We start from the raw sequence: 24,204 nt of genomic DNA, 5'->3' as shown, positions 1-24,204 counted from the left end.
CACCTCCCGCCGCGCCTCGAGCGCTGCTACCTTCTCACCTAACAAATGTTTGGTGGAAAGGTAGCGGATCTGCTCATGGGTGTCTCCACCTCCGCCCCACACGCGGGCGTCGCCGTCGTCACCGTGGACTTCCCACCGGTCAACGCCCTTCCCGTCCAAGGCTGGTACGAGCTCGCGTCGGCCGTGCGCGGCGCAGGCACCGACCCGGACGTGCGCTGCGTCGTCCTCGCCGCCGCCGGCCGGGGCTTCAACGCGGGCGTGGACATCAAGGAGATGCAGCGCACCGAGGGGCACCAGGCCCTGATCGGCGCCAACCACGGCTGCTACGAGGCGTTCGCCGCCGTGTACGACTGCCAGGTGCCCGTCGTCGCCGCGGTGCACGGCTTCTGCCTCGGCGGCGGCATCGGCCTGGTCGGCAACGCCGACGCGATCGTGGCGAGCGACGACGCGACGTTCGGGCTGCCGGAGCTGGACCGGGGCGCCCTGGGCGCGGCCACCCATCTGGCCCGGCTGGTGCCGCAGCACCTCATGCGCGCGCTGTACTACACCTCGCGCACCGTGACCGCCGAGGAGTTGCACCGGCACGGCTCGGTGTGGCGGGTCGTGCCGCGCGCGGAGCTGTCGGACGCGGCGCTGGAGTTGGCCCGCGAGATCGCCGCCAAGGACGGGGCGCTGCTGCGGCTGGCCAAGGCCGCGATCAACGGCATCGACCCGGTCGATGTGCGCCGCAGCTACCGCTTCGAGCAGGGCTTCACCTTCGAGGCCAACCTGAGCGGCATCGCCGACCGGCACCGCGAGGCGTTCGTGTCCGGCCCGTCCGACTCGTCCGGCGTGTCCGGCCTGTCCGAGGCGGGTGAGCGGCGTTGAGCCCCGGCAACAAGCAGATGACCCCGGAGGAGGCCGTCGGCCGGATCGAGAGCGGCATGACGGTCGGCATCGGCGGCTGGGGGTCGCGGCGCAAACCCATGGCGCTGGTACGGGCGCTGCTGCGCTCGCCGGTCACCGATCTGACCGTGGTCTCGTACGGCGGGCCGGACGTCGGGCTGCTGGCCGCCGCCGGGAAGATCCGCAAGCTGGTCGCCGCCTTCGCCACGCTCGACTCGATCCCCCTGGAGCCGCATTTCAGGGCGGCGCGCGAGCGCGGGGACTTCGAACTGGTGGAGCTGGACGAGGCGATGTTCATGTGGGGGCTGACCGCCGCCGTCCACCGGCTGCCGTTCATGCCGGTGCGGGCGGGTCTCGGCTCGGACGTCATGACGGTCAACCCGGGGCTGCGGACGGTGACCTCGCCGTACGAGGACGGGGAGGAGCTGGTGGCGGTGCCCGCGCTGCGGCTGGACGCCGCGCTGGTGCACCTCAACCGGGCCGACGCATACGGCAACGGCCAGTACCTGGGCCCGGACCCGTACTTCGACGACCTGTTCTGCGAGGCGGCCGCGGAGTCCTATGTCTCGTGCGAGCGCGTCGTCGGCGCGGCGGAGTTCGCGGACGCGGGCGGTCCGCAGACGCTGCTGGTCAAGCGCCACTCGGTGACCGGCGTGATCGAGACCCCGAACGGCGCGCACTTCACCTCCTGCGCCCCCGACTACGGGCGCGACGAGGCATTCCAGCGCGCGTACGCGAAGGCCGCCGCCGACCCCGGCGCGTGGCGGGAGTTCACCGAGCGCTTCCTGGCCGGCGACGAGGACGCGTACCAGGCGGCGGTGGCGGCATTCGCCAAGGAGGACGCATGAGTACGGTCACCCGGGCCGAGTACTGCGTGGTGGCCTGCGCGGAGGCCTGGCGCGGCGACGGCGAGATCCTCGCCGCCCCCATGGGCGCCGTGCCGCGCGTCGGCGCCCGCCTGGCCCGGCTCACCTTCGCGCCCGGCCTGCTGCTCACCGACGGCGAGGCGATGCTGCTGGGCGGCGAACCGGGGGTGGTGGAGGGCTGGCTGCCCTACCGCCAGCACCTGGCCATGGTCACCGGCGGCAGGCGGCACGTGATGATGGGCGCCAGCCAGCTGGACCGGCACGGCAACCAGAACATCAGCTGCATCGGCGACTGGAAGCGGCCCCGGCGGCAGCTGCTGGGCGTGCGCGGCGCCCCCGTCAACACGCTGAACAACCCGACGAGTTACTGGGTGCCCCGGCACTCCCGGCGGGTCTTCGTCGAGCGCGTCGACATGGTCTGCGGCGTCGGCTACGACCGGGCGGCCGCCGCCGGGCCGTCCGCCACCCGCTACCACCGCATCCCGTGCGTCGTGACCGACCTCGCGGTCCTCGACTTCGCCACGCCCGACCGCACCATGCGCGTACGCTCCCTGCACCCGGGCGTGACCGCCCAGCAGGTGCGGGAGGCGACCGGCTTCGCGCTCGACATCGCGGACGACGTCCCGTACACCCGCGAGCCCACGGGCGAGGAGCTGCGGCTGATCCGGGAGGTCCTCGACCCGGAGGGGCTGCGTGAGCGGGAGGTGCCCGCCTGATGGACACCCCGCTGACCAAGCTCGTCGGCGTCCGGCATCCGATCGTGCAGACCGGCATGGGGTGGGTGGCCGGGCCCCGGCTGGTGTCCGCCACTGCGGGCGCCGGCGCCCTCGGCATCCTCGCCTCCGCCACCATGACCCCGCACCAGCTGCGGTCGGCCGTACGGGAGGTCAGGTCGCGCACCGACGCGCCCTTCGGCGTGAATCTGCGGGCGGACGCGGGGGACGCCGAGGAGCGGGTGCGGATCATCATCGAGGAGGGGGTGCGGGTCGCGTCCTTCGCGCTCGCCCCCACCCGGGAGCTGATCGCCCGGCTGAAGGACGCGGGCGTGGTCGTCATCCCGTCCGTCGGCGCGCGGCGACACGCCGAGAAGGTCGCCGCCTGGGGCGCGGACGCGGTCGTGGTGCAGGGCGGCGAGGGCGGCGGCCACACCGGGAGCGTGGGCACGGCCGTGCTGCTGCCCCAGGTCGTGGACGCGGTCGACATCCCCGTCGTGGCGGCCGGCGGCTTCTTCGACGGGCGCGGCCTGGTGGCCGCGCTCGCCTACGGCGCCGCGGGGATCGCGATGGGCACCCGCTTTCTGCTGACCTCCGACAGCACGGTCCCGGACGCAGTCAAGGCCCGCTACCTGACGGCGTCGGTCACGGACGTCACCGTCACCACCGCGGTCGACGGGCTCCCTCACCGGATGCTCCGCAGCGAGCTGGTCGCCTCCCTGGAGCGGTCCGGGCGCGCCGCGGCACTGGCGCGGGCACTGCGACACGCCGCGGCCTTCCGGCGGCTGTCCGGGCTGAGCTGGGCGCGGATGGTGCGCGAGGGGCTCGCGATGAAGCACGGCAAGGAGCTGACCTGGAGTCAGGTGCTGCTGGCCGCCAACACGCCGATGCTGCTGAAGGCGTCGATGGTGGACGGCCGTACGGACAGCGGGGTGATGGCCTCCGGGCAGGTCGCCGGGGTGATCGACGACCTGCCGTCGTGCGCGGAGCTGGTGGAGCGGGTGATGGCGGAGGCGGCGGAGGTCATGGGCCGGCTCACAACCGCCTGATATCGCTGCCGCTCACAACCGCTCGATGATCGTCACATTCGCCTGGCCGCCACCCTCACACATCGTCTGCAGGCCGTATCGCCCACCCGTGCGCTCCAGTTCGTGCAGCAGGGTGGTCATCAGCTTGGTGCCGGTGGCGCCGAGCGGGTGGCCGAGGGCGATGGCGCCGCCGTTGACGTTGACCTTCTCCGGGTCGGCGCCGGTCTCCCGCAGCCAGGCCAGCACCACGGGGGCGAAGGCCTCGTTGATCTCCACCAGGTCGAGGTCGTCGATGGTCATGCCGGTCTTCTTCAGCGCGTGCGCCGTCGCCGGGATCGGCGCGGACAGCATGCGGATCGGGTCCTCGCCGCGCACCGAGAGGTGGTGGACGCGGGCGCGCGGCGTCAGGCCGTGTTCGCGCACCGCCCGTTCGGAAGCGATCAGCATCGCCGCGGCCCCGTCGGAGACCTGGGAGGACAGGGCGGCGGTGATCCGGCCGCCCTCCATGACCGGCTTGAGGCAGGCCATCTTCTCCAGGCTGGTGTCCCGGCGCGGCCCCTCGTCGGCGGCGACCTCCCCGTACGGCACGAGTTCGCGGTCGAAGCGGCCCTCGTCCATGGCGCGTATCGCCCGCTGGTGCGAGCGCAGCGCGAACTCCTCCATCGCCTCACGGGTGATGCCCCACTTCTCGGCGATCAGCTCGGCGCCGTAGAACTGGTTGACCGGCCGGTCGCCGTAGCGCGCCCGCCAGCCCTCGGAGCCCGCGTAGGGGCCTTCGGTCAGGCCGAGCGGCACGGTCGCCTGGCGGCTGGCGAAGGCGATCGGCACCATCGACATGTTCTGCACGCCGCCCGCGACCACCAGGTCCTGAGTGCCGGAGAGGACCGCCTGCGCCGCGAAGTGGATCGCCTGCTGTGAGGAGCCGCACTGCCGGTCGACGGTCACGCCCGGGACCTCCTCGGGCAGCCCGGCGGCCAGCCAGCAGGTGCGTGCGATGTCCCCGGCCTGCGGGCCGACCGTGTCCAGGCAGCCGAGGACCACATCCTCGACGGCGGCCGGGTCGGCGCCCGAGCGCTCCATCAGGGCGCGCAGGGCGTGCGCGCCGAGGTCGGCCGGGTGGACGGACGCCAGTCCGCCGTTCCGCTTGCCGACCGGGGTCCGTACCGCTTCGACGATGTATGCCTCGGCCATGATCGCTCCTTCAGCCCGGTGTCAGCCCGGTGGTCAGGCCCGCGGGGTGATGCCGTCCAGGACCATCGACAGGTACTGGCGGGCGATCTCCTCGGGGCTGTGCTGTCCGCCCGGCCGGTACCACGAGGCGGCGACCCAGACGGTGTCGCGCAGAAAGCGGTACGCCAGCCGGATGTCGAGGTCGGCGCGGAAGACCCCCTCGGCCACCCCGCGCTCGAGCGTGCCCAGCCATGCCTCCTCGAACTTCCGCTGCGAGACGGTGAGATAGCCGAAGCGGGGCTGGGCGGAGAGGTGCTTGGACTCCTTCTGGTAGATGGCGACCGCGGCCCGGTGCCGGTCGATCTCCCGGAAGGACTCGGTGACGAGCGCCTCGATGGTCTCCCTGGGGCCGAGCCCGGCGCCGAGCACGGCCGCGTAGCCGGCCCACAGCTCGTCGAGGAAGGTGGAGAGGATCTCGTCGACCATCGCCTCCTTGGAGTCGAAGTGGTAGTAGAGGCTGCCCGCGAGCATCCCCGCCTCGTCGGCGATGCGGCGCACGGTGGTCGCGTTGTACCCGTGCGCGGCGAACACCTCCGCCGCCGTCGAGAGCAGTTCGCGGCGTCGCTGGGGGGACGGGGTCACGGTGGTCTTCTTGCTGTTCTCGCTGGTCTTCGGCACATGGCCATTGTCTCGGTCTCTCCGGTCTCTCCGGCCTCTCCAGCCTCTCGGCTCTCGGCCTCACGCGTGCTGGCTGCTGACGGACACCGTCTCGCCCGTCATGTACGAGGAGTAGCCGCTGGCCAGGAAGACGATGACATTGGCCACCTCCCACGGCTCGGCGTACCGGCCGAACGCCTCCTTCTCGGTGAGTTCGGCGAGCAGTTCGGGGGTGGTCACCTTCGCCAGATGCGGATGCATGGCCAGGCTCGGTGAGACCGCGTTGACCCGTACGCCGTAGGCGGCGGCCTCGACGGCGGCGCAGCGGGTGAGGGCCATCACGCCGGCCTTGGCGGCCGCGTAGTGGGCCTGGCCGGCCTGGGCGCGCCAGCCGACGACGGAGGCGTTGTTGACGATGACCCCGCCGCGGCCGTCGGCCTTCATCCGGCGCAGCGCGGCGCGGGTGCAGCGGAATGTGCCGCCCAGCGTGACGCCGATGACCTTCTGCCACTGCTCGTCGGTCATCTCGGTCAGCTCGGCGGTGCCCCCGAGCCCGGCGTTGTTGACGACGGCGTCCAGGCGGCCGTGGGCCTCCTCGGCGAGGTCGAGGAGTGCCGCCACCTGGTCCTCGTCGGTCACGTCACAGGCCGTCCCGGCGACCCGGTCCGCTCCGAACTCCCCGGCGAGCGCCGTGACGGTCTCCTTCAGCCGGCGGGCGTGGGCGTCGCCGATGACGACGCGGGCGCCCTCCTCGAGGAATCTGCGGGCGGTGGCGCCGCCGATGCCGGTGCCCGCCGCGGCCGTGATGACGGCCGAGCGGCCGGTGAGGAGGCCGTGTCCGGGGACATAGGGCGCTGGGGTGGCCTTGTTGTCCGTCACGGCGCCACGGTAACCTACCAAACACTTGTTAGGGAACGGGGAGAGGGCGGGAGCTCCGGTGGATCTCGACCTGACCGAGCGGCAGTGGGCATTCCGGGACGAGGCCCGGCAGTGGCTCGCGGCGCATACGCCCGCCGAGCAGCTGCCCTCCCTGGAGACCGCCGAGGGCTTCGCCGCCCACCGCGCCTGGGAGCGGACGCTCGCCTCGGGCCGCTGGTCGGCGGTGAGCTGGCCCGAGGAGTACGGCGGGCGGGGCGCGTCGCTCTTCGAGTGGCTGCTCTTCGAGGAGGAGTACTACGCGGCGGGAGCGCCCGGCCGGGTCAGCCAGAACGGGATCAGCCTGCTGGCGCCCACGCTCTTCGAGCACGGCACGGCTGAGCAGCGGGCCAAGGTGCTGCCGCCGCTGGCCCGCGGCGAGGTCATCTGGGCGCAGGCCTGGTCCGAACCCGAGTCCGGCTCCGACCTCGCGTCCCTGCGCTCCACCGCCGAACGCACCGACGGCGGCTGGCTGCTGAACGGCCTCAAGACATGGTCGTCCCGGGCCGCCTTCGCCGACCGCGCCTTCGGACTCTTCCGCAGCGACCGGGGCGCATCCGCTCCCCATCGCGGACTGACGTATCTGATGTTCCCGCTGCGCGCGCCGGGCGTGACCGTGCGCCCCATCGGCCGCCTCGACGGCAAGCCCGCCTTCGCCGAGCTCTTTCTCGACCAGGTCTTCGTGCCCGACGAGGAGGTGATCGGCGAGCCGGGCGAAGGGTGGCGGGTCGCGATGAGCACGGCGGGCAACGAGCGAGGGCTGACCCTGCGCAGCCCCGGGCGCTTCACGGCGGCCGCGCGCCGCCTGACGGCGCTGTGGCGCGCACGGGCGGCCGACGCCGACCCCGCGGCCGCCGTCTCGTCCGCGCTGCACGACCGGGTGGCCGACGCGGTGATCAGCGCCCGCGCATACGAGCTCTTCGCCTACGCGGGCGCGTCCCGGCTGGCCGCCGGAGGCTCCTTGGGCGCCGAGTCGAGCCTCAACAAGGTCTTCTGGTCCGAGCTGGACATCGCCCTTCACGAAACGGCCCTGGACCTGCTCGGCCCCCACGGCGAACTCTCCGACTCCGCCCCCGACGCGCCCGCGCGCAGCGCCTGGGCGGACGGCTACACCTTCGCCCTGGCGGGCCCGGTCTACGCGGGCACCAACGAGATCCAGCGCGACATCATCGCCGAGCGGCTGCTCGGACTGCCGAAGGGCCGCAGATGAGGCGGGGTCCCCTGCCGGGACGAGCGATGAAGGGGCAGTACGGATGAGATTCCTGCTGGACCAGGAGCAGATGGAATTCGGCCGCACCCTGGACCGGATGCTCTCCGCCGCCGGGACCCCGGGGGCGGTGCGGGCCTGGGCGCGGGGCGAGCGCGAGCCGGGTCGGGCGGTGTGGGGGCGGCTGGGCGAGGCCGGGGTGTTCGCGCTGGCCGTTCCGGAGGCGTACGAGGGCGCGGGGCCGCTGCCGGTGGAGCTCGCCGTCGCGTACGTCGAGGCAGGCCGGCACGCGGTGCCGGGGCCGCTGGTCGAGACGGCCGCCGCGGCGGTCCTCCTCGCCGCGCTCGCCGAGCGCGGCGACGCGGCAGCGGCGGCGGCGAAGGACTGGCTGCCGCGCATCGCGGCGGGGCAGGCGATGGTCACCCTCGCGGCGCCCGCGGGCGGTCCGTACGCGCTGGACGCGGACGCCGCCGACGCGGTGTTCCTCGTCGAGGGCGAGCGGCTGCGGCCGGCCGCGGGGCACGGGCCGGTGCAGCCCTCACTGGATCCGGCCAGGCGGCTGGCCCGGCCGCTCGGCGGCGGCGAAGCGCTGGCGAGCGGCCCGGCCGTCGCGGCGGCGGCCGCGCGTGCCGCGGACTGGGCCGCCTTCGCGACGGCCGCGCAGGCGCTCGGCACCGGGCTCGCGCTGCTGGAGCGGACCGTGGCATACGCCAAGCAGCGCACCCAGTTCGGCCGCCCGATCGGCTCGTTCCAGGCGGTCAAGCACCAGCTCGCGGACGTCCTCATCGCCCTGGAGTTCGCCCGGCCGCTGCTGTACGGGGCCGCGCTGGCGCTGGCGGACGGCACCGCCCGGGCCGGCGCGGAGGTCGCCGCCGCCAAGGTCTCCGCAGGTGAGGCGGCGTACGCGGCGGCCAGGACCGCGCTACAGCTGCACGGTGCGATCGGCTACACGGACGAGTACGACCTGTCCCTGTGGATCCGCAAGGCCCGTGCGCTGCGCACCGCTTGGGGCTCCCCCTCCGTCTGCCGGGCCCGCGTCCTCGCACCCTGAGCGGGCGCCGCCGGGAGCCGTCAGCCGATGACAGTTCGGCCGAAGGGTGCCGTCCGCCGCGCCGGGTGATCCATGCTGTGTCGACCAGCCACCACGGACCAGCGGCTCGACGAAGAGCGACGAAGAACGACGAAGAACGGGGTATTGCGCCCATGCACCGGACCCGGCCCACACTGGAGAGCGTGGCGCTGCACGCGGGCGTCTCGCGCGCCACGGTGTCCCGCGTCGTCAACGGTTCCACCAGGGTCGGCGAGGACGCCCGCGAGGCGGTGCAGCGGGCCATCCGGGAGCTGGGGTACGTCCCCAACCAGGCGGCCCGCAGCCTGGTCACCCAGCGCACCGACTCCTTCGCCCTCGTCCTGCCCGAGGAGCCGGGCCGGGTGTTCTCCGACGACCAGTTCTTCCCCGGCGTGGTGCGCGGGGTGAGCCAGCAGCTGGAGGAGGCCGACAAGCAGCTGGTGCTGATGATGGCCCGCTCCCCCGCCAGCCGGGACCGCATCGAGCGCTTCGCCCTGGCGCGCCATGTCGACGGAGTCATGGTCGCCTCCGTGCACGGCGCCGACCCGCTGCCCGCCGCCCTCGCCCGCATGGGCATCCCGGTGGTCTCCAACGAGCGGCTGCTCGGCCCGGTGTCCCTGCCGTACGTCGGCGTGGACAACGCCGGCGGCGCGGCCGCCGCCGTGCGCCATCTGGTGCGCTCCGGGCGCACCAGGATCGCCACCGTCGCGGGCCCGCAGGACATGGTCGCCGGGATCGACCGGCTGGCCGGTTACCGGGCGGCGCTGGACGAGGCGCGGCTGCCCGCGACCGTGGCCGTCGGTGACTTCACGCAGGAGTCGGGCGTGGTCGCGATGCGCGAGCTGCTGCGCGAAGAGCCGGGTCTTGACGCCGTGTTCGCGGCCTCCGACCTGATGGCGGTGGGCGTGCTGCGGGCGCTGCGGCAGGCCGGCCGCCGGGTGCCGGACGACGTCGCCGTGGTCGGCTTCGACGACATCGAGACCACCCGCTACACCGATCCGCCGCTGACCACGGTCCGCCAGCCCATCGCGCTGATCGGCCAACGGCTGGCCCGCCAGCTGCTGCGCCTCGCCTCCGGCGAGCAGATCGAGTCGTCGTTGGTCCTGCCGACCGAACTGGTCCTCCGCGAGTCGGCCTGAGGCGGCCCGGATGGCGCTGTCCGAGGCCGGCGACGGGTACCGCCGGACCGCCGCCCGAACCGAGCCCTGCACCGCCTGCGGTCAGTCCCCAGCGTACCGGGGCAGCAGGGCCCGGAACTCGCGCTCGAAGGTCTCGTAGCGGCGGCGCAGCTCGGCGCCCGGCCAGTCGGGGGGCAGCAGCCGGGTGGGCAGGACCGGGTCGGCGAGGAGGTGGCGTAGCACGGCGGCCGCGACGGTGAACCGCTCGGCCGCCTCGTTCGCCCGCTCCAGGGCCGCCGACAGCAGCCGGGCCCGAGCGGCCCAGCCGTCCAGGTCCCACAGCCGGGCCGCGAGCCGGGCCGGGTCGCCCTCGGGCGCGCCGGTGAGCCACGCACACTGCTCGGCGGCGACGGCCGGGCGCGGCCGTACGAGGTTGGCGGGGCGCAGCCAGGTGCCCTCGCGCAGCTCGGCCAGGCGCAAAGTGGCCATCGCCTGGCGCAGCGCGGCCCGCTCGGGCGCGGCGCGGCGGTCGGAGGTGACGACCGCGATCTCCCAACCGCCGTCCCAGCGCCGGGTGCGGGGGGCCCGGCTGTCGTCCTGCCGGGCCTGGCGGGCCAGGAGTCGGTCGGTGAGCCGGTAGGCGCCGCCGCGCTGCTCGAGGTCGCCGGCGGCGACCATGCGGGTGAGCGCGACCCGGACGGTGCCCTCCGCCGTGCCGAACAGCGCTCCGACGCGGACCAGGGCGCGGGCGGGCAGCTGCGGCGGGTGGTGGCCGAGCAGGGTGCTGAGCACGATCGAGCGGGCCGTCAGCGGGCGCAGCGCGAGGGTCCCGGCCGCGGCGCTTCCGTCGGTGGCGAGGGGAGCAGCGGCGGCGCGGGGTTCAGCGGAATCTCGGGTGTCGTGGGTGTCGTGGGTGTCGTCCATGTGTGCCCGAACCCTATCCATTACAGTTCTTCGTCAAGCATGATGGAAGTGTAAGAGAGCAGGGCCGGCGCACGAGGAGATGCCATGGGTGCCACGCATGAAGTCCTCAACCAGGCCCCGCCGCTGACCGGCTTCAGCACGGCCGACGAGCCGGCGCTGCTGGAGGCCCTGCGGCGGGACGGAGGGGGCTGGGGCGAGCAGGAGGTGCGGGAGCTGGGCGTGCTGGCCGGGTCCGCCGAGGTCCAGGACTGGGCGCGGATGGCCGAGGAGCACCCTCCGGTGCTGCACACCCACGACCGGTACGGCCACCGCGTCGACGAGGTCGAGTACCACCCCGCCTACCACCAGCTGATGGCCGCCGCCGTGGCCGGCGGGCAGCACGCCGCCGCCTGGAGCGAGCCCCGCTCCGGGGCGCATCTGGTGCGCGCGGCCAAGTTCTACGTCTTCGCGCAGGCGGAGCCGGGCCACGGCTGTCCCATCTCCATGACGTACGCCGCGGTCCCGGCGCTGCGCGCCGAGCCTGAGCTCGCGGCCGCCTACGAGCCGCTGCTGGCCGCCCGCGTCTACGACTTCGGGCTGCGCCCGCCGCTGGGCAAGCGGGGGCTGATCGCGGGCATGTCGATGACGGAGAAGCAGGGCGGCTCGGACGTACGGGCCAACACCACGCGGGCGCTCCCCCAGGCGGACGGCAGCTACCTGCTGACCGGCCACAAGTGGTTCACCTCCGCGCCGATGAGCGACATCTTCCTCACCCTCGCCCAGACCGATGAGGGCCTGACCTGTTTCCTGGTGCCGCGCGTGCTGCCCGACGGGACCCGCAACGCCATGCGGCTGCAGCGGCTCAAGAACAAGCTCGGCAACCGCTCCAACGCCTCCTCCGAGGTCGAGTACGACGGGGCGGTGGCCTGGCGGGTCGGCGAGCCGGGCCGGGGTGTGCGCACGATCGTCGAGATGGTGAATGTGACTCGGCTGGACTGTGTGATCGGCTCGGCGGCGGGCATGCGGGCCGGGCTCCGGCAGGCCCTGCACCACACCGAACACCGGCGGGCGTTCGGCGCGGAGCTGATCGACCAGCCGCTGATGCGCCATGTGCTCGCCGACCTGGCCGTCGAGTCGGAGGCCGCCACGACGCTCGCGATGCGGCTGGCGGCGGCTCTGGACCGGGCCCAGGCCGGGGACGAGTCGGAGGCGGCGCTGCGCCGGCTGGGGCTGGCGGTGAGCAAGTACTGGGTGTGCAAGCGCGGCGCCACGCACACGGCCGAGGCCCTGGAGTGCCTGGGCGGCAACGGCTATGTGGAGGACTCCGGCATGCCGCGCCTCTACCGGGAGGCGCCGCTGCTGTCGATCTGGGAGGGCTCGGGCAATGTCGCGGCCCTCGACGTACTGCGGGCGCTGGGCCGGGAGACGAGCGCGCTGGACGCCTTCCTGGCCGAGGTGGACGCCGCCGCCGGGGCCGACGCGCGGCTGGACGCGGCCGTCGCCCGCCTCCGCGACCTGCTGCCGCAGCTCACCGATCCGCAACGGGCGCAGTTGCTCGCCCGCCGCCTCGCCGAGCAGATGACGCTGGTCCTACAGGGCAGCCTGCTGGTGCGGCACAGCCACCCGGCGGTGGCGGACGCCTTCTGCGCCTCACGGCTCGGCGGCGACTGGGGCCACGCCTTCGGCACCCTGCCGCCCGGCGTGGACACCGGCCCGATCCTGGAACGGACGCGGCTCAAGGACGCGCGGTGACTGGTCCGTAAGGGCTCGGTTCGCCTCTTTTCAAGGGCTCGATTCGCCGGGCCCTCGGCCCGGTGGGGGCCGTGGGCCCGGACGGACGGATTCCGCGCAAATTCACCTATTCGAGGGAATCCGCGCGGGCATACGGCTGTAACGGGTCCGATCAGCCGAAGATCTCCGTCGTGAACCGATGGCAACGCACGTGGCGTTCAGGGATTCTCGCCACGGCCCTGGTGCTCGCCTCGACGGGGGCGGGCCCCGTGGCCGGGGCGGACCGGGCCGGGGACGGGGCGGACGGTGTCGGTGGCTCGGCGCTCGGCCTGCACGGGGGCATCCACCTCCGCGTCGAGGTGCGCATTCCGGGCGTTGACGTGATCTGGCCGGGGTGGTGTCCGAAGCCGACGCCCACCCCCACCCAGACCCCGACGACCACCCCGACCCCAACCCCGACGCCGACGCCCACGGACACCCCCACGCCGACCCCCACCGCGACGCACACGTCAACGCCGACACAGACACCGACCGCCACCCCCACGCCGACCCACCGCCCCACCCACACCCCGGCGCCGAGCTCGCCCGCGAAGCCGTCCTCGGCCGCGCCGCCCCCCGCACGCCCCGCTGCTCCCCCGCCGGCGTCCCGGCCGGCTCCCAAGAAGCCGCCCAAACCGCCGAAGACACCGCCGCCGAGCTCACCGGCGCCGACCGGCCCCCCTCGTACCGCGGACCTGCGCGCGTACCACAAGCCCGCGCCGCAACAGTCGGGCGGCGGCGTCTCGTTGGTCACCTTCACCCTGCTGATCACCGCGCCCGCGGTGCTCGCGGCCGCCGCCCTGCGCCCCCGTTCACGCTCGCGCTCCGCGGCGCGCGGCGGCGGGTCGCGCGGCTGACGCCGACGCCGACGACCTGACGGAGGTTGCCCATGCCCGAATGGCTGATTCTGATCCTCGTGACGGCGGGGGTCTATGCGCTCGTCGTGGCTGTCACGCTGCTCAACCAGCGGCGGATCCTCGAGGACGACGACCCCTCCCAGACCCCCGATGTCATCGAGTACATGACCATGATGATCGGCGTGGTGTACGCCATCGTGCTGGGCCTGGCCATCGCCGGGGTCTGGGAGGCGCGCGGCGCCGCTCAGGACGGCGTGCGCACGGAGGCGCAGGCGCTGCACGAGGTGAGCGAGCGCGCGGCCGGCTACCCCGCGCCGGTGCGCGACCGCATCCGCGCGGACGCCCAGGCGTACGCGGACCATGTGGTGTCCAAGGAGTGGCAGGTGATGGTCGACAAGGGCGAACTCACCGACCGCGGCACCGCCCTGCTGGCGGAGCTGCGGCGAGAGGTCACCGACTACACGCCGCACTCCGAGCGGGAGTGGCAGCTCTACCAGCCGCTGGTGGAGCAGGTCGCCGCGGTGGACGCGGCCCGCGCGACCCGGGCGCAGAACGCCGGGCCGACGATGCCCACGGTGGTCTGGCTCGGGCTGGGCATCGGCGCGGCGCTGGTGATCGGGCTGCTGTTCACGCTGCAGATCCGCCGTACACCGCGCGAGCTGGCGATGGCGGCGATGTTCAGCGCGCTGATCGTCTTTCTGCTCTTCCTGGTCTGGGACTTCGACGCACCCTTCGGCCGGTCGGTCGGGGACACGGCCTCACCGTTCACCGATCTGTTTCCCAGCTGACGAGGAGGTGTTTGAGGCCGTTCTGGAAGTTGGAGGTGAGCCGCACCGGCTCGCCTGCCCGGCGCAGCCCGGGCAGGCGAGTCAGGGCGCTGCGCAGCATCGCCCGCATCTGCAGCCGGGCGAGGTGCGCGCCCAGGCAGAAGTGCGGGCCGTGGCCGAAGCTGACGTGGTCGTTGGGGCTGCGGGTGATGTCGAAGCGGTCGGGGTCCGCGAAGACCGTCTCGTCGCGGTTGGCGGAGGCGTGGTAGACGACGACCTTGTCGCCGCGCCGGATGCGCTGCCCGCCCAGCTCCACCTCGCGGGTCGCGGTGCGCCGGAAGTCGATGACGGGCGGCCAGAAGCGCAGCATCTCCTCCACGGCGGAGTCGGTCAGCTCCGGGCGGGCCAGCAGGAGTTCATGGCTCTCGGGGTGGTCCAGCAGGGTCAACAGCCCGCCGGGGATGCCGTTGCGCAGGGTCTCGTTCCCGGCCACGGCGAAGAGGAAGAACATGTTCTCGAACTCCTCGCGGCTCAGGCCGCCCTCCCGTAGGTGGGCCATCACGGTGCCGGGCCGGGGTCGTTCGGCCAGGGCGTGGGCGTAGGCGAACATGTCGGCGAGCGCCTCGCGGGAGCGCGGGTTCATCGGCCGGCCGTCCGGGCGGATCAGCGACCGCGGCCGGTGGGCGAGGGCGGCGTGCCCTATCGGGCTGAGCCCCGCGGCCTCGGCGGTGCTCGACGCGGCGTATTCGGCGTCCTGGTAGCCGATGACCCGGCTCGCCCAGTCGAACAGCAGCCTCCGGTCGCTCTCGGGGACGCCCATGACATGGGCCAGCGTCCACACCGGCAGGTCCGCCGCGAGCTCCACGAAGTCCGCCTCGCCCCGCGGCGCCACGGCCTCGACGAGCGCCCGCGCGCGTGCCTCGATGACCGTCTGGAGCTCGCGCACCGCGCGCGGGGTGAAGGCCGCCGCGACGACGCGCCGCGTCCGGGAGTGGTCCGGCGGGTCCTGGTTGAGCATCATCGCCCGGACGAACTGCAGGTCGCCGGACGTGTCCGGGTCGCGGATCTGGGTGGCGCCCAGATGGGAGGAGAAGACCTCCGGCGTGCGCAGCACGTGTTTGACGTCGGCGTGCCGGAAGACCGCCCAGAAGCCGGGGCCCGCGGGCCACGCCCCGACCGCGGGTTCCTCGATCCAGCAGACGGGGCGGGTGGCGCGCGCCTGTGTGAAGAGCGCGTACGGGACACCGGCGGCGTAGGTCTCGGGAAGGAACACCGCGTCAGGGTTCACAGCCGTGACCGTACGGCGCCACCCGCCGGTGCCGTCAAGACGGGCGCGTACAGGACGCCGGCGGGTCAGGACACCGACACCGGCAGCACCCGGCGCAGCGGGTCCTCCGGCAGCAGCCCGTGGCGCTTCCACTCCCTGGGGTAGCCGACCGATACCTCCTGGAAGCGCACCCCGTCCTCCACCGTGGTCCTGGGGATGTGCAGATGTCCGTAGACCACGGTCTCGGCACGGAACCGCACATGCCAGTCGGCGGTGAGCTCGGTGCCGCACCACAGGGCGAAGTCGGGGTAGCGCAGCACCCGGGTGGGCAGCCGGGTCAGCGGCCAGTGGTTGATGAGCACGGTCCGCAGCTCGGGGTCGCAGGCCTCGAGCCGCGCCTCGGTCTCCTTGACGCGGGCCCGGCACCACGCGTCGAGGGTGGCGTACGGCTCCGGGTGGAGGAAGTGCTCGTCGGTGCACACGACCCCCGCCTCGTGCGCATGAGCGAGGGCCGCCTCCTTGGTGTCCAGGCCCTCGAGTCGGAACGAGTAGTCGTAGAGCAGGAACAGCGGGGCGATGGTCAGCGGCCCGCCGATGCCCTCCCACAGCGGGTAGGGGTCCTCGGGGGTGACGATGCCCTTCGCCCGGCACATGTCCACCAGCGCCTGGTAGCGCCGCACGCCGCGGGCCTTCTCCGGGTCCTTGGGATGGCTCCACAGCTCGTGGTTGCCGGGCGACCAGATGACTTTGGCGAAGCGCTCGCTCAGCAGGCCCAGCGCCCACTCGATGTCGGCGAACAGCTCGCCGACGTCCCCGGCGACGATCAGCCAGTCGTCGTCGGAGCCCGGCCGCAGCCGTTCCACGATCTCCCGGTTCTCCTGGTAGGCCACATGCAGATCACTGATGGCGAGGAGCTCGCCACGGTGCGTTCCGCCCATCGATTCTCCTGTCGTACGGTGCCGGTCCTGGTGCGGTCGCGGCGCGTGGGCGCCGCGGTCCGGGCCGGTTGATCACCTACCCGTTCCTGGCGCTAGCCTCGCAGATGTGGTGGACAAACTCCCCGCGTCCTTCGAACGCGGCACGGACGGCCCGAAAGTCATCGTGGTCGGAGTGGACGGCTCCGATTCTTCCTGGCGGGCCGCGGCGTACGCGGCCGGGCTAGCCCGGCGGCAGCACGCCCTGCTCGCCGTGGTCTACGTGCAGCCGGTGCTGGCCGCAGGCGCGGCGCTGGGGGCCTCGGTGGTCCAGACCACCGAGGCGGTCGCCGAGGAGCTGATCCAGGAGATCCGGCAGGCCACGGAGCGGCTGCGCGGGGTCTTCGAGGTGCGCTGGGAGTTCCACACCTTCCGCGGCGACCCGTACAACGGTCTGGTGCAGGCGGCCGACGAGCTCAAGGCCGACGCCGTGGTGGTGGGCGCGTCGGAGCAGGCGGGGCACCGCTTGATCGGCTCGGTGGCGATCCGGCTGGTCAAGGCCGGGCGCTGGCCGGTGACGGTGGTCCCCTGACCGGGCGGCCGGACGGCCGGGCGCCCGGCTCGCGGGCGCGCCCCTGGAGAGGCACGGTCGGCTCGTCGACCGAGAGCATCGACGACGCGATCCGCGGCGGGATCAGGCGTGCTTGGAAGCCCCTGCGGAATCTCGACTGGGAGAAGTGAGCAGTTTCAACTCTCGCCCGGCAGAGATCAAGAGTCGGGTTCCTCCAGCCTGAAACCGACTTTCAGGCTCACCTGAACGTGAGCGATGCGCCCCTCTTCGAGATGCCCGCGAATCTCTGTCACTTCGAACCAGTCCAGTTCACGGAGAGTCTTCGCAGCCCGGTCGATCCCGTTCCTGATGGCTCCGTCCACGCCCTCCTCAGACGAGCCGACAATCTCCGTCACGCGGTACGTGTGGTTGGACACGGTCTCTCCCCTCACACGGAGTCAGGCCTCCTTCCACGGTGCACCAGGCTGCGCGGTTCCGCGACTCAGTGCCCTACAAAGCGGTAGTGCAGAGTGGATTCGCCGAACGTAGATCGTGCGTACCGTACCGGCGTACCGTCGATCCATGGACTTCCGCATCACCGCGGACGAGGAGAGCGTCCTCTTCCTGATCATCGCCCACCTGGACGCCAGCGACGCGCCGAGCGTGGACGAGCTGTCACAGGAGGCGGGCAGGAGCGCGGCGCGGGACGTCGCGTCCCTCCGCTCCAAGGGATGGATCCTCATGCGGGAGATCGACGACCGGCACAGCGTCATCGGCCTCTCCCCCATGGCCCTGGTAGCCGTCAGGAACCTCCGCTACGGCCGTCGGGAGACATGACGAAGCCCCGCCCGACGCCACGGGGAAACGCACGGACGGGGCCGTTTGCGGACTGACTTACGGGGCGATACCTGTACCGCCACAGGCATTGCACGGCACCAGGAACGGTTTGCCGTCCTGGCCGACGAAGACAACGGCGGGCATCCTGCGGGGCTTCGTGCAGCCGCACGCGTTGCCCGGTCGCTCGGCCGGCGCCCGGAGCTGGTCTACGAGGTTCACGAGAGCGACCCTCTCCGGGTTAACCCATTGCACCATCCTGGCCACCTCCTGTGACGCAGAGGACGAAGCCCAGCCCGACGCCTGCCGTCGCCTGGACAGCTTCTTTGTGCGTGCCCACGTCCGCGGGTCAGTCGATGAGGCAGCTGTGATGCGGCTGCCGCTGGGGTTCGCGGAAAGATCGCCGGGCGGGCGTCGGCGCTGGCTACGGTCCGCCTCATGCCGGTGGAGTTCTGACTGAGCCGCACGGCCATCACCTCCAACAAAACTTTCGCGCGTGCCGCCGTTGGGATGATGAGGTGGCACGGTGACCAACCACGATGAGGCGGCGGCTGTCCGACCGTTGACCCTGGCTTGGGTGAGCCGGCACCTGGAGGTCGGCGAACGGATCGTCAGAACTGAGGCGCTGCACGGCGGCATCACTGCCGAAATGCGGAGGCTGACCATCAGCACGCGGGACGGAGGCACCCGTGACCTGGTGCTGCGGACCTTCGTCAACACGGAGCAGGCCGAGGACTGGCTGAACAGGGAGGCTGGCGCCCTGACCCTGCTCACGGGGACCGGCGTGTCGGCTCCTGGACTGGTCGCGGTTGATCCGACCGCCGCGCATTGCGAGTATCCATCGCTCCTTATGACACATCTGGCGGGTCGGACGGTCCTCGACGATGAGGGATTGGAGACGCGCGTCCCTCTGCTGGCCCGTCAACTCGTGGCGATCCACGCGTTGCGGCCCGCCGAGCGGCCCCGGGAGTATGTGGCGTTAACGACCGCCGACACCGTCGTGACTCCGACGGGCGCCGACGCGGCGGCATGGGCCGCGGCGATCGACGTGATCCGCAAGCCCGCGCCGCCCTATGACGGGCGATTCCTGCACCGGGACTTCCAGCCCGGCAACGTGCTGTTCGACGTGCCGCTCCCAAGGCCGGCAGGTGCCCGGATCACCGGCGTCGTCGACTGGGCGGCTACCTCCTGGGGCCCGCCGGATCTCGATGTGGCGCACTGCTCCACCAATCTCGCGCTGCTGCACGGCCCGGCGTGGGGTCTGCGGTTCGCTGAGGCGTATGAGGAGGCCGGCGGGGTGCTGGCCGCTGCCGCGAGCGAGCGGCTGTACTGGCGGGTGCGGGACGGGCTGGCGTTCTCAGAAGAAGTCCAGTTGGTGTCGCAGCCATGGCGGGAGGCAGGGAGGACAGAGCTGACGACGCGAGCCGTGGAGGAGCGGCTGGATGCCTATGTCACCGCCCTGATGGACGCGCCGGGCTGAGCCAAGGCGGTCCGGGGCGCGGCCCCGGCCTCATCGTTCACCGCTCAACCAAGTGGGGAATCGAGCACACCCTGGGAAATTTCGGGGCTCTGACCGCAGTTCCGTGAACCCCCAGGTCAGGGACGGGAACGAGGGATCGTTTCAGCAGGGTGTTTCCTGCCATGGCGAGCAAGACGGTCGAGGACATGCTGTTTCCCTGGATCGATGTGCGAGTGGAGCGTGTCCGCGACTCCTCCGGCAGCCTGGTGGTGGAGGCGGTGTCCACCAGCCGTCCGGGCCGGTGCCTGGACTGCCGGAAGCCAGCGAGGCGGGTACACAGTTCGTACCAACGCATCCTGCACGAAAAGCCGTTGGGTCCCGCAGAGTCGTGATCCGGCTCCGCGTTCGCCGGTACTTCTGCGATCGCGGGAGCTGTTCCCGCAGGACGTTCGTCGAGCAGGTCGGCGGGCTGACCGAACGGCACCGCCGGTCGAGCGTCGGGCTAACGAGGGGGCTGCGGTCGATCGCGGTCGAGCTGGGCGGCCGTCCGGCCGCACGGCTGTGCCACCGTCTGCGGCTGGCCGCGGCCCGGACCCGGCTGCTGAGGCTGCTGAAGGCGCCAGCGGCGCCGGACCATGTCCCGCGGGTGCTGGGGTGGACGAGTTCGCCTTCCGCAAGGGCTGCATCTACGGAACCGTGCTGGTCGACGTCGAAGCCGACCGGGTCGTGGACGTGCTGCCCGACCGCACCTCCGAGACGTTCGCCGCTTGGCTGGCCGGGCATCCCGGCGCCGAGATCATCTGCCACGACCGGGCCACCGCCTACACCAAGGCGGTCAAGGAGGCCGCCCCGGACGCCCTCGAAGTTGCCGATCGCTGGCATTTGCTTCAAAACCTGTCCGCCGCAGTGGAGAAGACCTGCCACCAGCACCGCGACTGCCTGCGCAAACACAGCGAGGAGGAGACAGAGACGTCGACGCAGGTGCCGGAGCCGCCGCCGATGCTGTTACCGCCGGCCGAGCTGCCCCGCACCCAGATCATCGAACGGACCCGCCACCGCTACGAAGACATCCATCGCCTCTTGGAGAAGGGCTGGACGATCAGTGCCATCGCCCGGAGGCTGAACCTCGACCGCAAGACCGTGCGCCGCTTCCGCGACTCTGACCTTGACCAGTTGCTGGTCTCCGCCCGCGACCGTCGGCCCAACGGCGTCCTGGAGCCGTTCAAGGCTTACCTCAACGCCCGCTTCACCAAAGCACAGGGCCAGGTCAGCGGCACTCGTCTCTTCCCGGAGATCCGTGAACGCGGCTACCGGGGCAGCCGTCAGGTCGTCCGCAAGCACCTACCGCCCTGCGTGCGGGCACCGCCGAGCCGGCCCGGGCCGACATTCCCATCCCGTGGAAGATCACCTCGTGGATCATGCACCCGCGTGACACGCTTACCGACAGCCAGGAGGAGCGGCTGCTTCAGGTCCGGCTCGCCTGCCCGGATATCACCCGGGCCTGCGACCTCGCCCGCGCATTCGCCGATCTGGTGCGTCACCAGCGCGGACACCTGCTCCAGGAGTGGATCCGCCAAGCCGAGCAGGACGCTCCGAAGCCGATGAGCGGATTCGCCGGCTTACTCCGCCGGGACCTCGACGCCGTCACTGCTGGCCTCACCCAGCCATGACCTTCACGGAACTGCGGCCAGTGATCAGTCGTGCGACGATTCGCTGGCAGCCGAGCGACGACCTCCGATGGAGGCGACCAATGCGTCTGCCACGATCGCCGCATCTGCCTCTGCAACATCTGCTGGGTATTCCGGCAGCAGATCGTCCCAGACGGGCATCCATGATCCGTGCAGCTGGGTCTGTCCCTCGGGCCGGGCGAAGAACCAGATGTGCAGGTGTGCGCCTCCATCTCCGATGCGGTAGACGTGGGCTCGCGAAATGTGTGGCAGGGCCTGCACGTGGCGGACGATGTGAGTGGACAGGACCCCCAGCTCGGCTGCCAGCTCATCGGACAGGTCAGCCATGTCATAGTGCTCACGCGGATGCAGCATGAGCACCAGCGGCACACCAACTCCCGTGATCCGGCTGAGCCGCCAACTGTCGTTGAACCAGATCCCATCGCCTCGGTCACGGCACGCCTCGCAGTTCGACGGGTCCTCGCCGTGTCGCGGAGGCTCGGGCAGAACCGGAGGGCGCAGCGGCGCGACGCGCAATCCGTCCGGTTCGAACGGGCTGATATCCCACCCTGTCATGCGCGCGAGCGGGAGCCGACGCTCACCATCCGCAGCGGCAAGCGCGTGGTCGTAGAACTCGTCAGGTCGTAAGGCCATGGCCCGAAGATTAGTTCCGCATCGACACCCAGTGAGGACCGGGGTGACCTGACTCCTCCCTGGTGGGGGGCAGACCACGATCCTGGTTGTGGATGACCTGCGGATTCACGAAATCGCGGCCAGAGCCAATTTCGGGCATCCCCATCACCGCACACCGTGCCGTCGCTCAGTACCCACACGCACACACGATCCCGGCGGATGATGCGCAGTCGTATGCGTGGCCAGTCCTTCGGTAGGGGCCCTCTACGCGTGCTTCCCTGCCACGCCATAGCACCTCATGCTCCCCCGCCTGTGTCTTAACGCCGCGTTCGCTGTGCCGTGGCGTCGGTCACGCTCATGCCCACGTTGCCGATGCAGGGTTCGTCCAGGGCCGATGACGGGGCGGGGCTGTGGCATGCAACGGCAGCCCAGCCAGGAAAACCGGTCTGACCTGCGAGATTGAATTTGCGAACCGCCGATCTCTTGTTACCGTTCCAGAGATCGAGGCCCAACCAAGGGGTCCTGTCTGGCGGGGAGTTGGGTCATGCCGCGCACGTCAGCAAACGAACAGCCGTACTTTGAACTTCGCATCGGCGGCTTCCGCATCGCCTCAGACCGGATACCCTCCTGCTTCCTGACACTCATGTCCAGCGCAGCAACAGGCGTCGCCGCGTGGCTCTGGAGTCGATAGACAGTCGGGATGGCAGGGCTCGAACCTGCGGCCTCCCGCTCCCAAAGCGGGCGCTCTGCCTACTGAGCTACATCCCGTCGCACTTCCATGCGTACTGAGGCCTCTCGGGCGGCATGGGGAGCCGCCCACAGGATCGGCGGATTCCATGCGCACGTCCCGATACGTCGTCAGAGCGGCGTCTGCGGCCCTTCTCGGGGCCGTTCTGGTGGGCTGCTCGTCGGACGATGGAGACGACTCGGAGAAGTCCATTCCGTTTTCGTCGTGAAGCTGCCGAAGTAGGAAGTCAGCCAGGCAGGGCCGTTCTACCCTGCGTTACCGGATTCCTCCGGCCCTGCCTAGGATTCGGGCGTCGCGCCGCTTCCCTACGTCCCCTGGATGCGTCCACGGCCATGCCCTCTGTGCTCAGTGACGTGGCCCGGAGGCCATTGGGTGTGCGCGACAGTCGCAGAGACGCGAGGAATCGAACCTCGGTAATTGGTTTTGGAGACCAGCGCTCTACCACTGAGCTACGTCCCTCCGGTGCTGCCCGGGTCCCATCGTCCGACAGCGTGCGGTACGGGGAGTCGGCTGCTCGGACCGTGATATCCCTAGCCGCTACAACGGGCACGCGCTGCGTAGTCGCACGCGGAACGCCCCTAGCGCTACGATGTGTACACCCCATGCTTACAGGGCGAGACTGGGGGGTATCGGGGAGGAGTCGTCATGGAGACCACCGCAGGGCTGACGCCTGATCGGGGACCATAAGGTCCGCGCGTCACCCCAAATAAGGCTGCAGTGCATGTCTCATCCGTCGCGACACCTCTCGACAAGATTTACGTCCGGCGCCGCTCGACCGCGCTTCTACCCGGAGGAGAGAGCGGGGAGCGCAGGAACGGCGCCGGCCGTCGGGCGGGAGTAAAGCCGCACGCCATTCTCGTGGGCCTCGTGTTGCTCGTCCCGTGCCTTGCGCTTGCTGAAGCGGGAGGCGGATCCGACTTCCACCCACACGTGCCGAACCGTCAGCCCCAGTTCGGCAGCCACTGCGCGGCCTCGGGCTTTCTGCGCGCTGGTGGACAGCACCTTCTTCCGCCCCCGTCTGGAACCGACTTCCTCGCTTTCCGCCTCGAAGAGACGGAAAGCGTGTCCCCTTCTGGGCCTTGCATACGGAACCGCGCGTCACCAGCCGGGCGTGTGCCGCGCGGTTCCGGCTACTTCGCCGACCCGCCCGCCGGGCGCCTTCGGGGCCAGGGGTGCCGTCTCCATGCCGGTGCCGTGGCGCAGGCCGTGGAGAAACTCCTCAAGCGTCTCCGCGGAGGTGTGTCGCGGCTGCCAGCCCAGTTCGGCGCGGGCGCGGCCGGCGTCCATCAGTGGCAGCCGCAGCGCCGCGTCGAACAGTTGGGGAGAGGCCGGGACCAGGCGGAGGTGCCAGGCGGTGGCCAGCGCTGAGCGGGCGGCGACGCGCGGCATCCGCACCACTCGGGCGCCCAGCATCTCGGCGAGCACCCGCGCGTCGAGCGGCGGTTCGGCGGCCAGGTTGAAGGCGCCGCGCACGTCCCGGCCGACCGCGAGCCGGTAGGCCTCGGCCGCGTCGTCGGTGTGCAGGGCCTGCAGCAGCAGGCCGCGGATGTCGGGCACCACCGGCAGCAGGGCCGGGCGCACCAGCCGGCGTGGCAGGAGCGGGCCCAGGAACAGGCGGCGCTGCTCGGCCGCGGACTGCTCCTTGAAGAGGAAGGCGGGGCGCATCCGCACCACTCTCACCTGCGGGTGCTCGCCCTCGTAGGCATCCAGCACCCGCTCCACATACGCCTTTTCGCGGCAGTACGCGGCCTCGGGCCAGCCGTGGGTGGGCCAGGACTCGTCCACCCGGCGGTCCTGAGGGCCGGGCGAGTACGCCCCCACCGAGGACGCGTACACCAGCGCCGGCACCTCCGCGGCCGCGACGGCCTCGAAGAGGCGGATGCTGCCGAGGACATTGGTCCGCCAGGTGGTCTCCGGGTCGTGGCTGGGCTGGATGAGCCAGGCCAGGTGGATCACGGCGTCGGCGCCTTCGAGGGGCCGGAGCAGGTCGTCCGCCTCCTCCGCGATGTCGGCCCGGACCCAGGTCACCTTCGGCGGCGTCCAGGCGGGGACGCGGCGGGCGATCCCCACGACGGAGGCGACGTCCGGGTCCTCGCCGAGCGCCCGTATGACGCTGGTGCCGGTGTTGCCGGTGGCGCCGACCACCACCACACGCTTTCCGCGGTCGTTGCTCATGGTCCGCTCCTCGAACAGTGGGCGGTTGTGGG

25 protein-coding genes and 2 tRNA genes are annotated in these 24,204 nt (G+C 71.8%); 16 read left to right on the top strand and 11 right to left on the bottom strand.

The genetic code is table 11. From position 1 onward, the window contains the following. Nucleotides 1–75 precede the first annotated feature (75 nt). The 4 genes from ACWY4P_RS51780 to ACWY4P_RS51765 are packed head-to-tail and all read left to right on the top strand — an operon-like array spanning nucleotide 76 to nucleotide 3,513. A complete protein-coding gene (locus tag ACWY4P_RS51780) occupies nucleotides 76–867 on the top strand; it encodes an enoyl-CoA hydratase family protein (RefSeq protein WP_456207774.1) in 792 nt (263 codons plus the stop codon). Nucleotides 868–884: 17 nt separating this feature from the next. Next, nucleotides 885–1,733, top strand: coding sequence for a CoA transferase subunit A (locus ACWY4P_RS51775; RefSeq protein WP_456213333.1), 849 nt, complete (start codon nucleotides 885–887; stop codon nucleotides 1,731–1,733). Then, nucleotides 1,730–2,467 carry a CoA-transferase subunit beta gene (locus ACWY4P_RS51770; protein ID WP_456207773.1) on the top strand — a complete coding sequence of 246 codons (738 nt, stop codon included), beginning with the start codon at nucleotides 1,730–1,732 and terminating at the stop codon, nucleotides 2,465–2,467. The genes ACWY4P_RS51775 and ACWY4P_RS51770 overlap by 4 nt, the downstream gene beginning before the upstream one ends. Continuing rightward, nucleotides 2,467–3,513, top strand: a complete 1,047-nt coding sequence (locus ACWY4P_RS51765; protein WP_456207772.1) for an NAD(P)H-dependent flavin oxidoreductase — start codon at nucleotides 2,467–2,469, stop codon at nucleotides 3,511–3,513. Before ACWY4P_RS51770 ends, ACWY4P_RS51765 begins: the two co-directional genes overlap by 1 nt. Before the next feature lie 12 nt (nucleotides 3,514–3,525). Here the strand turns inward: ACWY4P_RS51765 and ACWY4P_RS51760 are convergent, their stop codons facing one another. Genes ACWY4P_RS51760 through ACWY4P_RS51750 form a run of 3 tightly spaced genes read right to left on the bottom strand, consistent with a single transcriptional unit; the run spans nucleotide 3,526 to nucleotide 6,198 of the window. After that, nucleotides 3,526–4,683 carry an acetyl-CoA C-acetyltransferase gene (locus ACWY4P_RS51760; protein WP_456207771.1) on the bottom strand — a complete coding sequence of 386 codons (1,158 nt, stop codon included), beginning with the start codon at nucleotides 4,681–4,683 and terminating at the stop codon, nucleotides 3,526–3,528. Nucleotides 4,684–4,716: 33 nt separating this feature from the next. After that, nucleotides 4,717–5,340 (bottom strand): TetR/AcrR family transcriptional regulator, encoded by a 624-nt coding sequence (locus tag ACWY4P_RS51755; protein ID WP_456207770.1) that lies wholly within the window; start codon nucleotides 5,338–5,340, stop codon nucleotides 4,717–4,719. Nucleotides 5,341–5,400: 60 nt separating this feature from the next. Next, complete coding sequence (locus ACWY4P_RS51750) at nucleotides 5,401–6,198, bottom strand: SDR family oxidoreductase (RefSeq protein WP_456207769.1); 798 nt, start codon at nucleotides 6,196–6,198, stop codon at nucleotides 5,401–5,403. A 58-nt stretch (nucleotides 6,199–6,256) separates the two neighbouring features. Between ACWY4P_RS51750 and ACWY4P_RS51745 the strand changes: the two genes are divergently transcribed. The 3 genes from ACWY4P_RS51745 to ACWY4P_RS51735 all read left to right on the top strand — a co-directional run bounded on the left by ACWY4P_RS51745 (nucleotide 6,257) and on the right by ACWY4P_RS51735 (nucleotide 9,649). Further along, complete coding sequence (locus ACWY4P_RS51745) at nucleotides 6,257–7,444, top strand: acyl-CoA dehydrogenase family protein (RefSeq protein ID WP_456207768.1); 1,188 nt, start codon at nucleotides 6,257–6,259, stop codon at nucleotides 7,442–7,444. Nucleotides 7,445–7,487: 43 nt separating this feature from the next. Continuing rightward, nucleotides 7,488–8,492 carry an acyl-CoA dehydrogenase family protein gene (locus tag ACWY4P_RS51740; RefSeq protein WP_456207767.1) on the top strand — a complete coding sequence of 335 codons (1,005 nt, stop codon included), beginning with the start codon at nucleotides 7,488–7,490 and terminating at the stop codon, nucleotides 8,490–8,492. A gap of 152 nt (nucleotides 8,493–8,644) precedes the next feature. Further along, nucleotides 8,645–9,649: a LacI family DNA-binding transcriptional regulator gene (locus tag ACWY4P_RS51735; RefSeq protein WP_456207766.1), complete on the top strand. Its 1,005-nt coding sequence runs from the start codon at nucleotides 8,645–8,647 to the stop codon at nucleotides 9,647–9,649. Between the two features lie 81 nt (nucleotides 9,650–9,730). Here the strand turns inward: ACWY4P_RS51735 and ACWY4P_RS51730 are convergent, their stop codons facing one another. Then, a complete protein-coding gene (locus ACWY4P_RS51730) occupies nucleotides 9,731–10,552 on the bottom strand; it encodes a PaaX family transcriptional regulator C-terminal domain-containing protein (RefSeq protein ID WP_456207765.1) in 822 nt (273 codons plus the stop codon). Between the two features lie 84 nt (nucleotides 10,553–10,636). Between ACWY4P_RS51730 and ACWY4P_RS51725 the strand changes: the two genes are divergently transcribed. From ACWY4P_RS51725 to ACWY4P_RS51715, 3 genes are all read left to right on the top strand, one after another. Next, on the top strand, nucleotides 10,637–12,283 hold the full coding sequence (locus ACWY4P_RS51725; RefSeq protein ID WP_456207764.1) for an acyl-CoA dehydrogenase family protein: 1,647 nt from the start codon (nucleotides 10,637–10,639) through the stop codon (nucleotides 12,281–12,283). A gap of 170 nt (nucleotides 12,284–12,453) precedes the next feature. Continuing rightward, the gene (locus ACWY4P_RS51720) at nucleotides 12,454–13,158 is read left to right on the top strand and encodes a hypothetical protein (RefSeq protein WP_456207763.1); all 705 of its coding nucleotides are present in this window, start codon (nucleotides 12,454–12,456) and stop codon (nucleotides 13,156–13,158) included. A gap of 32 nt (nucleotides 13,159–13,190) precedes the next feature. Further along, nucleotides 13,191–13,946 carry a bestrophin-like domain gene (locus ACWY4P_RS51715; protein ID WP_456207762.1) on the top strand — a complete coding sequence of 252 codons (756 nt, stop codon included), beginning with the start codon at nucleotides 13,191–13,193 and terminating at the stop codon, nucleotides 13,944–13,946. On the opposite strand, the gene ACWY4P_RS51710 is transcribed toward ACWY4P_RS51715, so the two are convergent. Both ACWY4P_RS51710 and ACWY4P_RS51705 read right to left on the bottom strand, forming a co-directional pair. Then, nucleotides 13,924–15,213 carry a cytochrome P450 gene (locus ACWY4P_RS51710; RefSeq protein WP_456207761.1) on the bottom strand — a complete coding sequence of 430 codons (1,290 nt, stop codon included), beginning with the start codon at nucleotides 15,211–15,213 and terminating at the stop codon, nucleotides 13,924–13,926. The two genes, ACWY4P_RS51715 and ACWY4P_RS51710, sit on opposite strands and share 23 nt — an antisense overlap. A gap of 65 nt (nucleotides 15,214–15,278) precedes the next feature. Next, nucleotides 15,279–16,130 (bottom strand): metallophosphoesterase family protein, encoded by an 852-nt coding sequence (locus ACWY4P_RS51705; protein ID WP_456207760.1) that lies wholly within the window; start codon nucleotides 16,128–16,130, stop codon nucleotides 15,279–15,281. A 106-nt stretch (nucleotides 16,131–16,236) separates the two neighbouring features. On the opposite strand from ACWY4P_RS51705, the gene ACWY4P_RS51700 reads away from it, so the two are divergent. Next, on the top strand, nucleotides 16,237–16,698 hold the full coding sequence (locus ACWY4P_RS51700) for a universal stress protein (RefSeq protein WP_456207759.1): 462 nt from the start codon (nucleotides 16,237–16,239) through the stop codon (nucleotides 16,696–16,698). After that, complete coding sequence (locus tag ACWY4P_RS51695; protein ID WP_456213332.1) at nucleotides 16,674–16,847, top strand: dodecin domain-containing protein; 174 nt, start codon at nucleotides 16,674–16,676, stop codon at nucleotides 16,845–16,847. The genes ACWY4P_RS51700 and ACWY4P_RS51695 overlap by 25 nt, the downstream gene beginning before the upstream one ends. A 27-nt stretch (nucleotides 16,848–16,874) precedes the next feature. Here the strand turns inward: ACWY4P_RS51695 and ACWY4P_RS51690 are convergent, their stop codons facing one another. Beyond that, nucleotides 16,875–17,093 (bottom strand): dodecin, encoded by a 219-nt coding sequence (locus ACWY4P_RS51690; RefSeq protein WP_456207758.1) that lies wholly within the window; start codon nucleotides 17,091–17,093, stop codon nucleotides 16,875–16,877. A 145-nt stretch (nucleotides 17,094–17,238) separates the two neighbouring features. Between ACWY4P_RS51690 and ACWY4P_RS51685 the strand changes: the two genes are divergently transcribed. The 4 genes from ACWY4P_RS51685 to ACWY4P_RS51670 all read left to right on the top strand — a co-directional run bounded on the left by ACWY4P_RS51685 (nucleotide 17,239) and on the right by ACWY4P_RS51670 (nucleotide 20,554). Next, a complete protein-coding gene (locus tag ACWY4P_RS51685) occupies nucleotides 17,239–17,493 on the top strand; it encodes a hypothetical protein (RefSeq protein ID WP_456207757.1) in 255 nt (84 codons plus the stop codon). Nucleotides 17,494–18,016: 523 nt separating this feature from the next. Beyond that, on the top strand, nucleotides 18,017–18,970 hold the full coding sequence (locus ACWY4P_RS51680; protein WP_456207756.1) for a phosphotransferase family protein: 954 nt from the start codon (nucleotides 18,017–18,019) through the stop codon (nucleotides 18,968–18,970). Between the two features lie 161 nt (nucleotides 18,971–19,131). Next, nucleotides 19,132–19,341, top strand: a complete 210-nt coding sequence (locus ACWY4P_RS51675; RefSeq protein WP_456207755.1) for a hypothetical protein — start codon at nucleotides 19,132–19,134, stop codon at nucleotides 19,339–19,341. Between the two features lie 262 nt (nucleotides 19,342–19,603). After that, entirely contained in the window at nucleotides 19,604–20,554 is a 951-nt protein-coding gene (locus ACWY4P_RS51670) for a transposase (RefSeq protein WP_456207754.1), read from the top strand. A gap of 89 nt (nucleotides 20,555–20,643) precedes the next feature. Here the strand turns inward: ACWY4P_RS51670 and ACWY4P_RS51665 are convergent, their stop codons facing one another. The 4 genes from ACWY4P_RS51665 to ACWY4P_RS51650 form a co-directional block, all read right to left on the bottom strand. Then, complete coding sequence (locus tag ACWY4P_RS51665; protein ID WP_456207753.1) at nucleotides 20,644–21,270, bottom strand: hypothetical protein; 627 nt, start codon at nucleotides 21,268–21,270, stop codon at nucleotides 20,644–20,646. Nucleotides 21,271–21,944: 674 nt separating this feature from the next. Further along, a tRNA-Pro gene (locus tag ACWY4P_RS51660) sits at nucleotides 21,945–22,017 on the bottom strand. A 368-nt stretch (nucleotides 22,018–22,385) separates the two neighbouring features. Continuing rightward, nucleotides 22,386–22,456 (bottom strand) — tRNA-Trp (locus ACWY4P_RS51655). 639 nt (nucleotides 22,457–23,095) lie between these two features. Further along, nucleotides 23,096–24,172, bottom strand: a complete 1,077-nt coding sequence (locus ACWY4P_RS51650) for an NAD-dependent epimerase/dehydratase family protein (protein WP_456207752.1) — start codon at nucleotides 24,170–24,172, stop codon at nucleotides 23,096–23,098. Nucleotides 24,173–24,204: the final 32 nt, after the last annotated feature.

Source organism: Streptomyces sp. LZ34 (genome assembly GCF_053890475.1).
Note: the sequence above shows the minus strand (reverse complement) of the source record. Positions and strands in the feature narration are given on the sequence as shown.

Coding starts and splice junctions, on each gene's coding strand:
- ACWY4P_RS51780 (WP_456207774.1), top strand. CDS start 76: ATGGGTGTCTCCACCTCCGCCCCACACGCGGGCGTCGCCGTCGTCACC.
- ACWY4P_RS51775 (WP_456213333.1), top strand. CDS start 885: ATGACCCCGGAGGAGGCCGTCGGCCGGATCGAGAGCGGCATGACGGTC.
- ACWY4P_RS51770 (WP_456207773.1), top strand. CDS start 1,730: ATGAGTACGGTCACCCGGGCCGAGTACTGCGTGGTGGCCTGCGCGGAG.
- ACWY4P_RS51765 (WP_456207772.1), top strand. CDS start 2,467: ATGGACACCCCGCTGACCAAGCTCGTCGGCGTCCGGCATCCGATCGTG.
- ACWY4P_RS51760 (WP_456207771.1), bottom strand. CDS start 4,683: ATGGCCGAGGCATACATCGTCGAAGCGGTACGGACCCCGGTCGGCAAG.
- ACWY4P_RS51740 (WP_456207767.1), top strand. CDS start 7,488: ATGAGATTCCTGCTGGACCAGGAGCAGATGGAATTCGGCCGCACCCTG.
- ACWY4P_RS51735 (WP_456207766.1), top strand. CDS start 8,645: ATGCACCGGACCCGGCCCACACTGGAGAGCGTGGCGCTGCACGCGGGC.
- ACWY4P_RS51730 (WP_456207765.1), bottom strand. CDS start 10,552: ATGGACGACACCCACGACACCCACGACACCCGAGATTCCGCTGAACCC.
- ACWY4P_RS51725 (WP_456207764.1), top strand. CDS start 10,637: ATGGGTGCCACGCATGAAGTCCTCAACCAGGCCCCGCCGCTGACCGGC.
- ACWY4P_RS51715 (WP_456207762.1), top strand. CDS start 13,191: ATGCCCGAATGGCTGATTCTGATCCTCGTGACGGCGGGGGTCTATGCG.
- ACWY4P_RS51705 (WP_456207760.1), bottom strand. CDS start 16,130: ATGGGCGGAACGCACCGTGGCGAGCTCCTCGCCATCAGTGATCTGCAT.
- ACWY4P_RS51685 (WP_456207757.1), top strand. CDS start 17,239: ATGGACTTCCGCATCACCGCGGACGAGGAGAGCGTCCTCTTCCTGATC.
- ACWY4P_RS51675 (WP_456207755.1), top strand. CDS start 19,132: ATGGCGAGCAAGACGGTCGAGGACATGCTGTTTCCCTGGATCGATGTG.
- ACWY4P_RS51665 (WP_456207753.1), bottom strand. CDS start 21,270: ATGGCCTTACGACCTGACGAGTTCTACGACCACGCGCTTGCCGCTGCG.
- ACWY4P_RS51650 (WP_456207752.1), bottom strand. CDS start 24,172: ATGAGCAACGACCGCGGAAAGCGTGTGGTGGTGGTCGGCGCCACCGGC.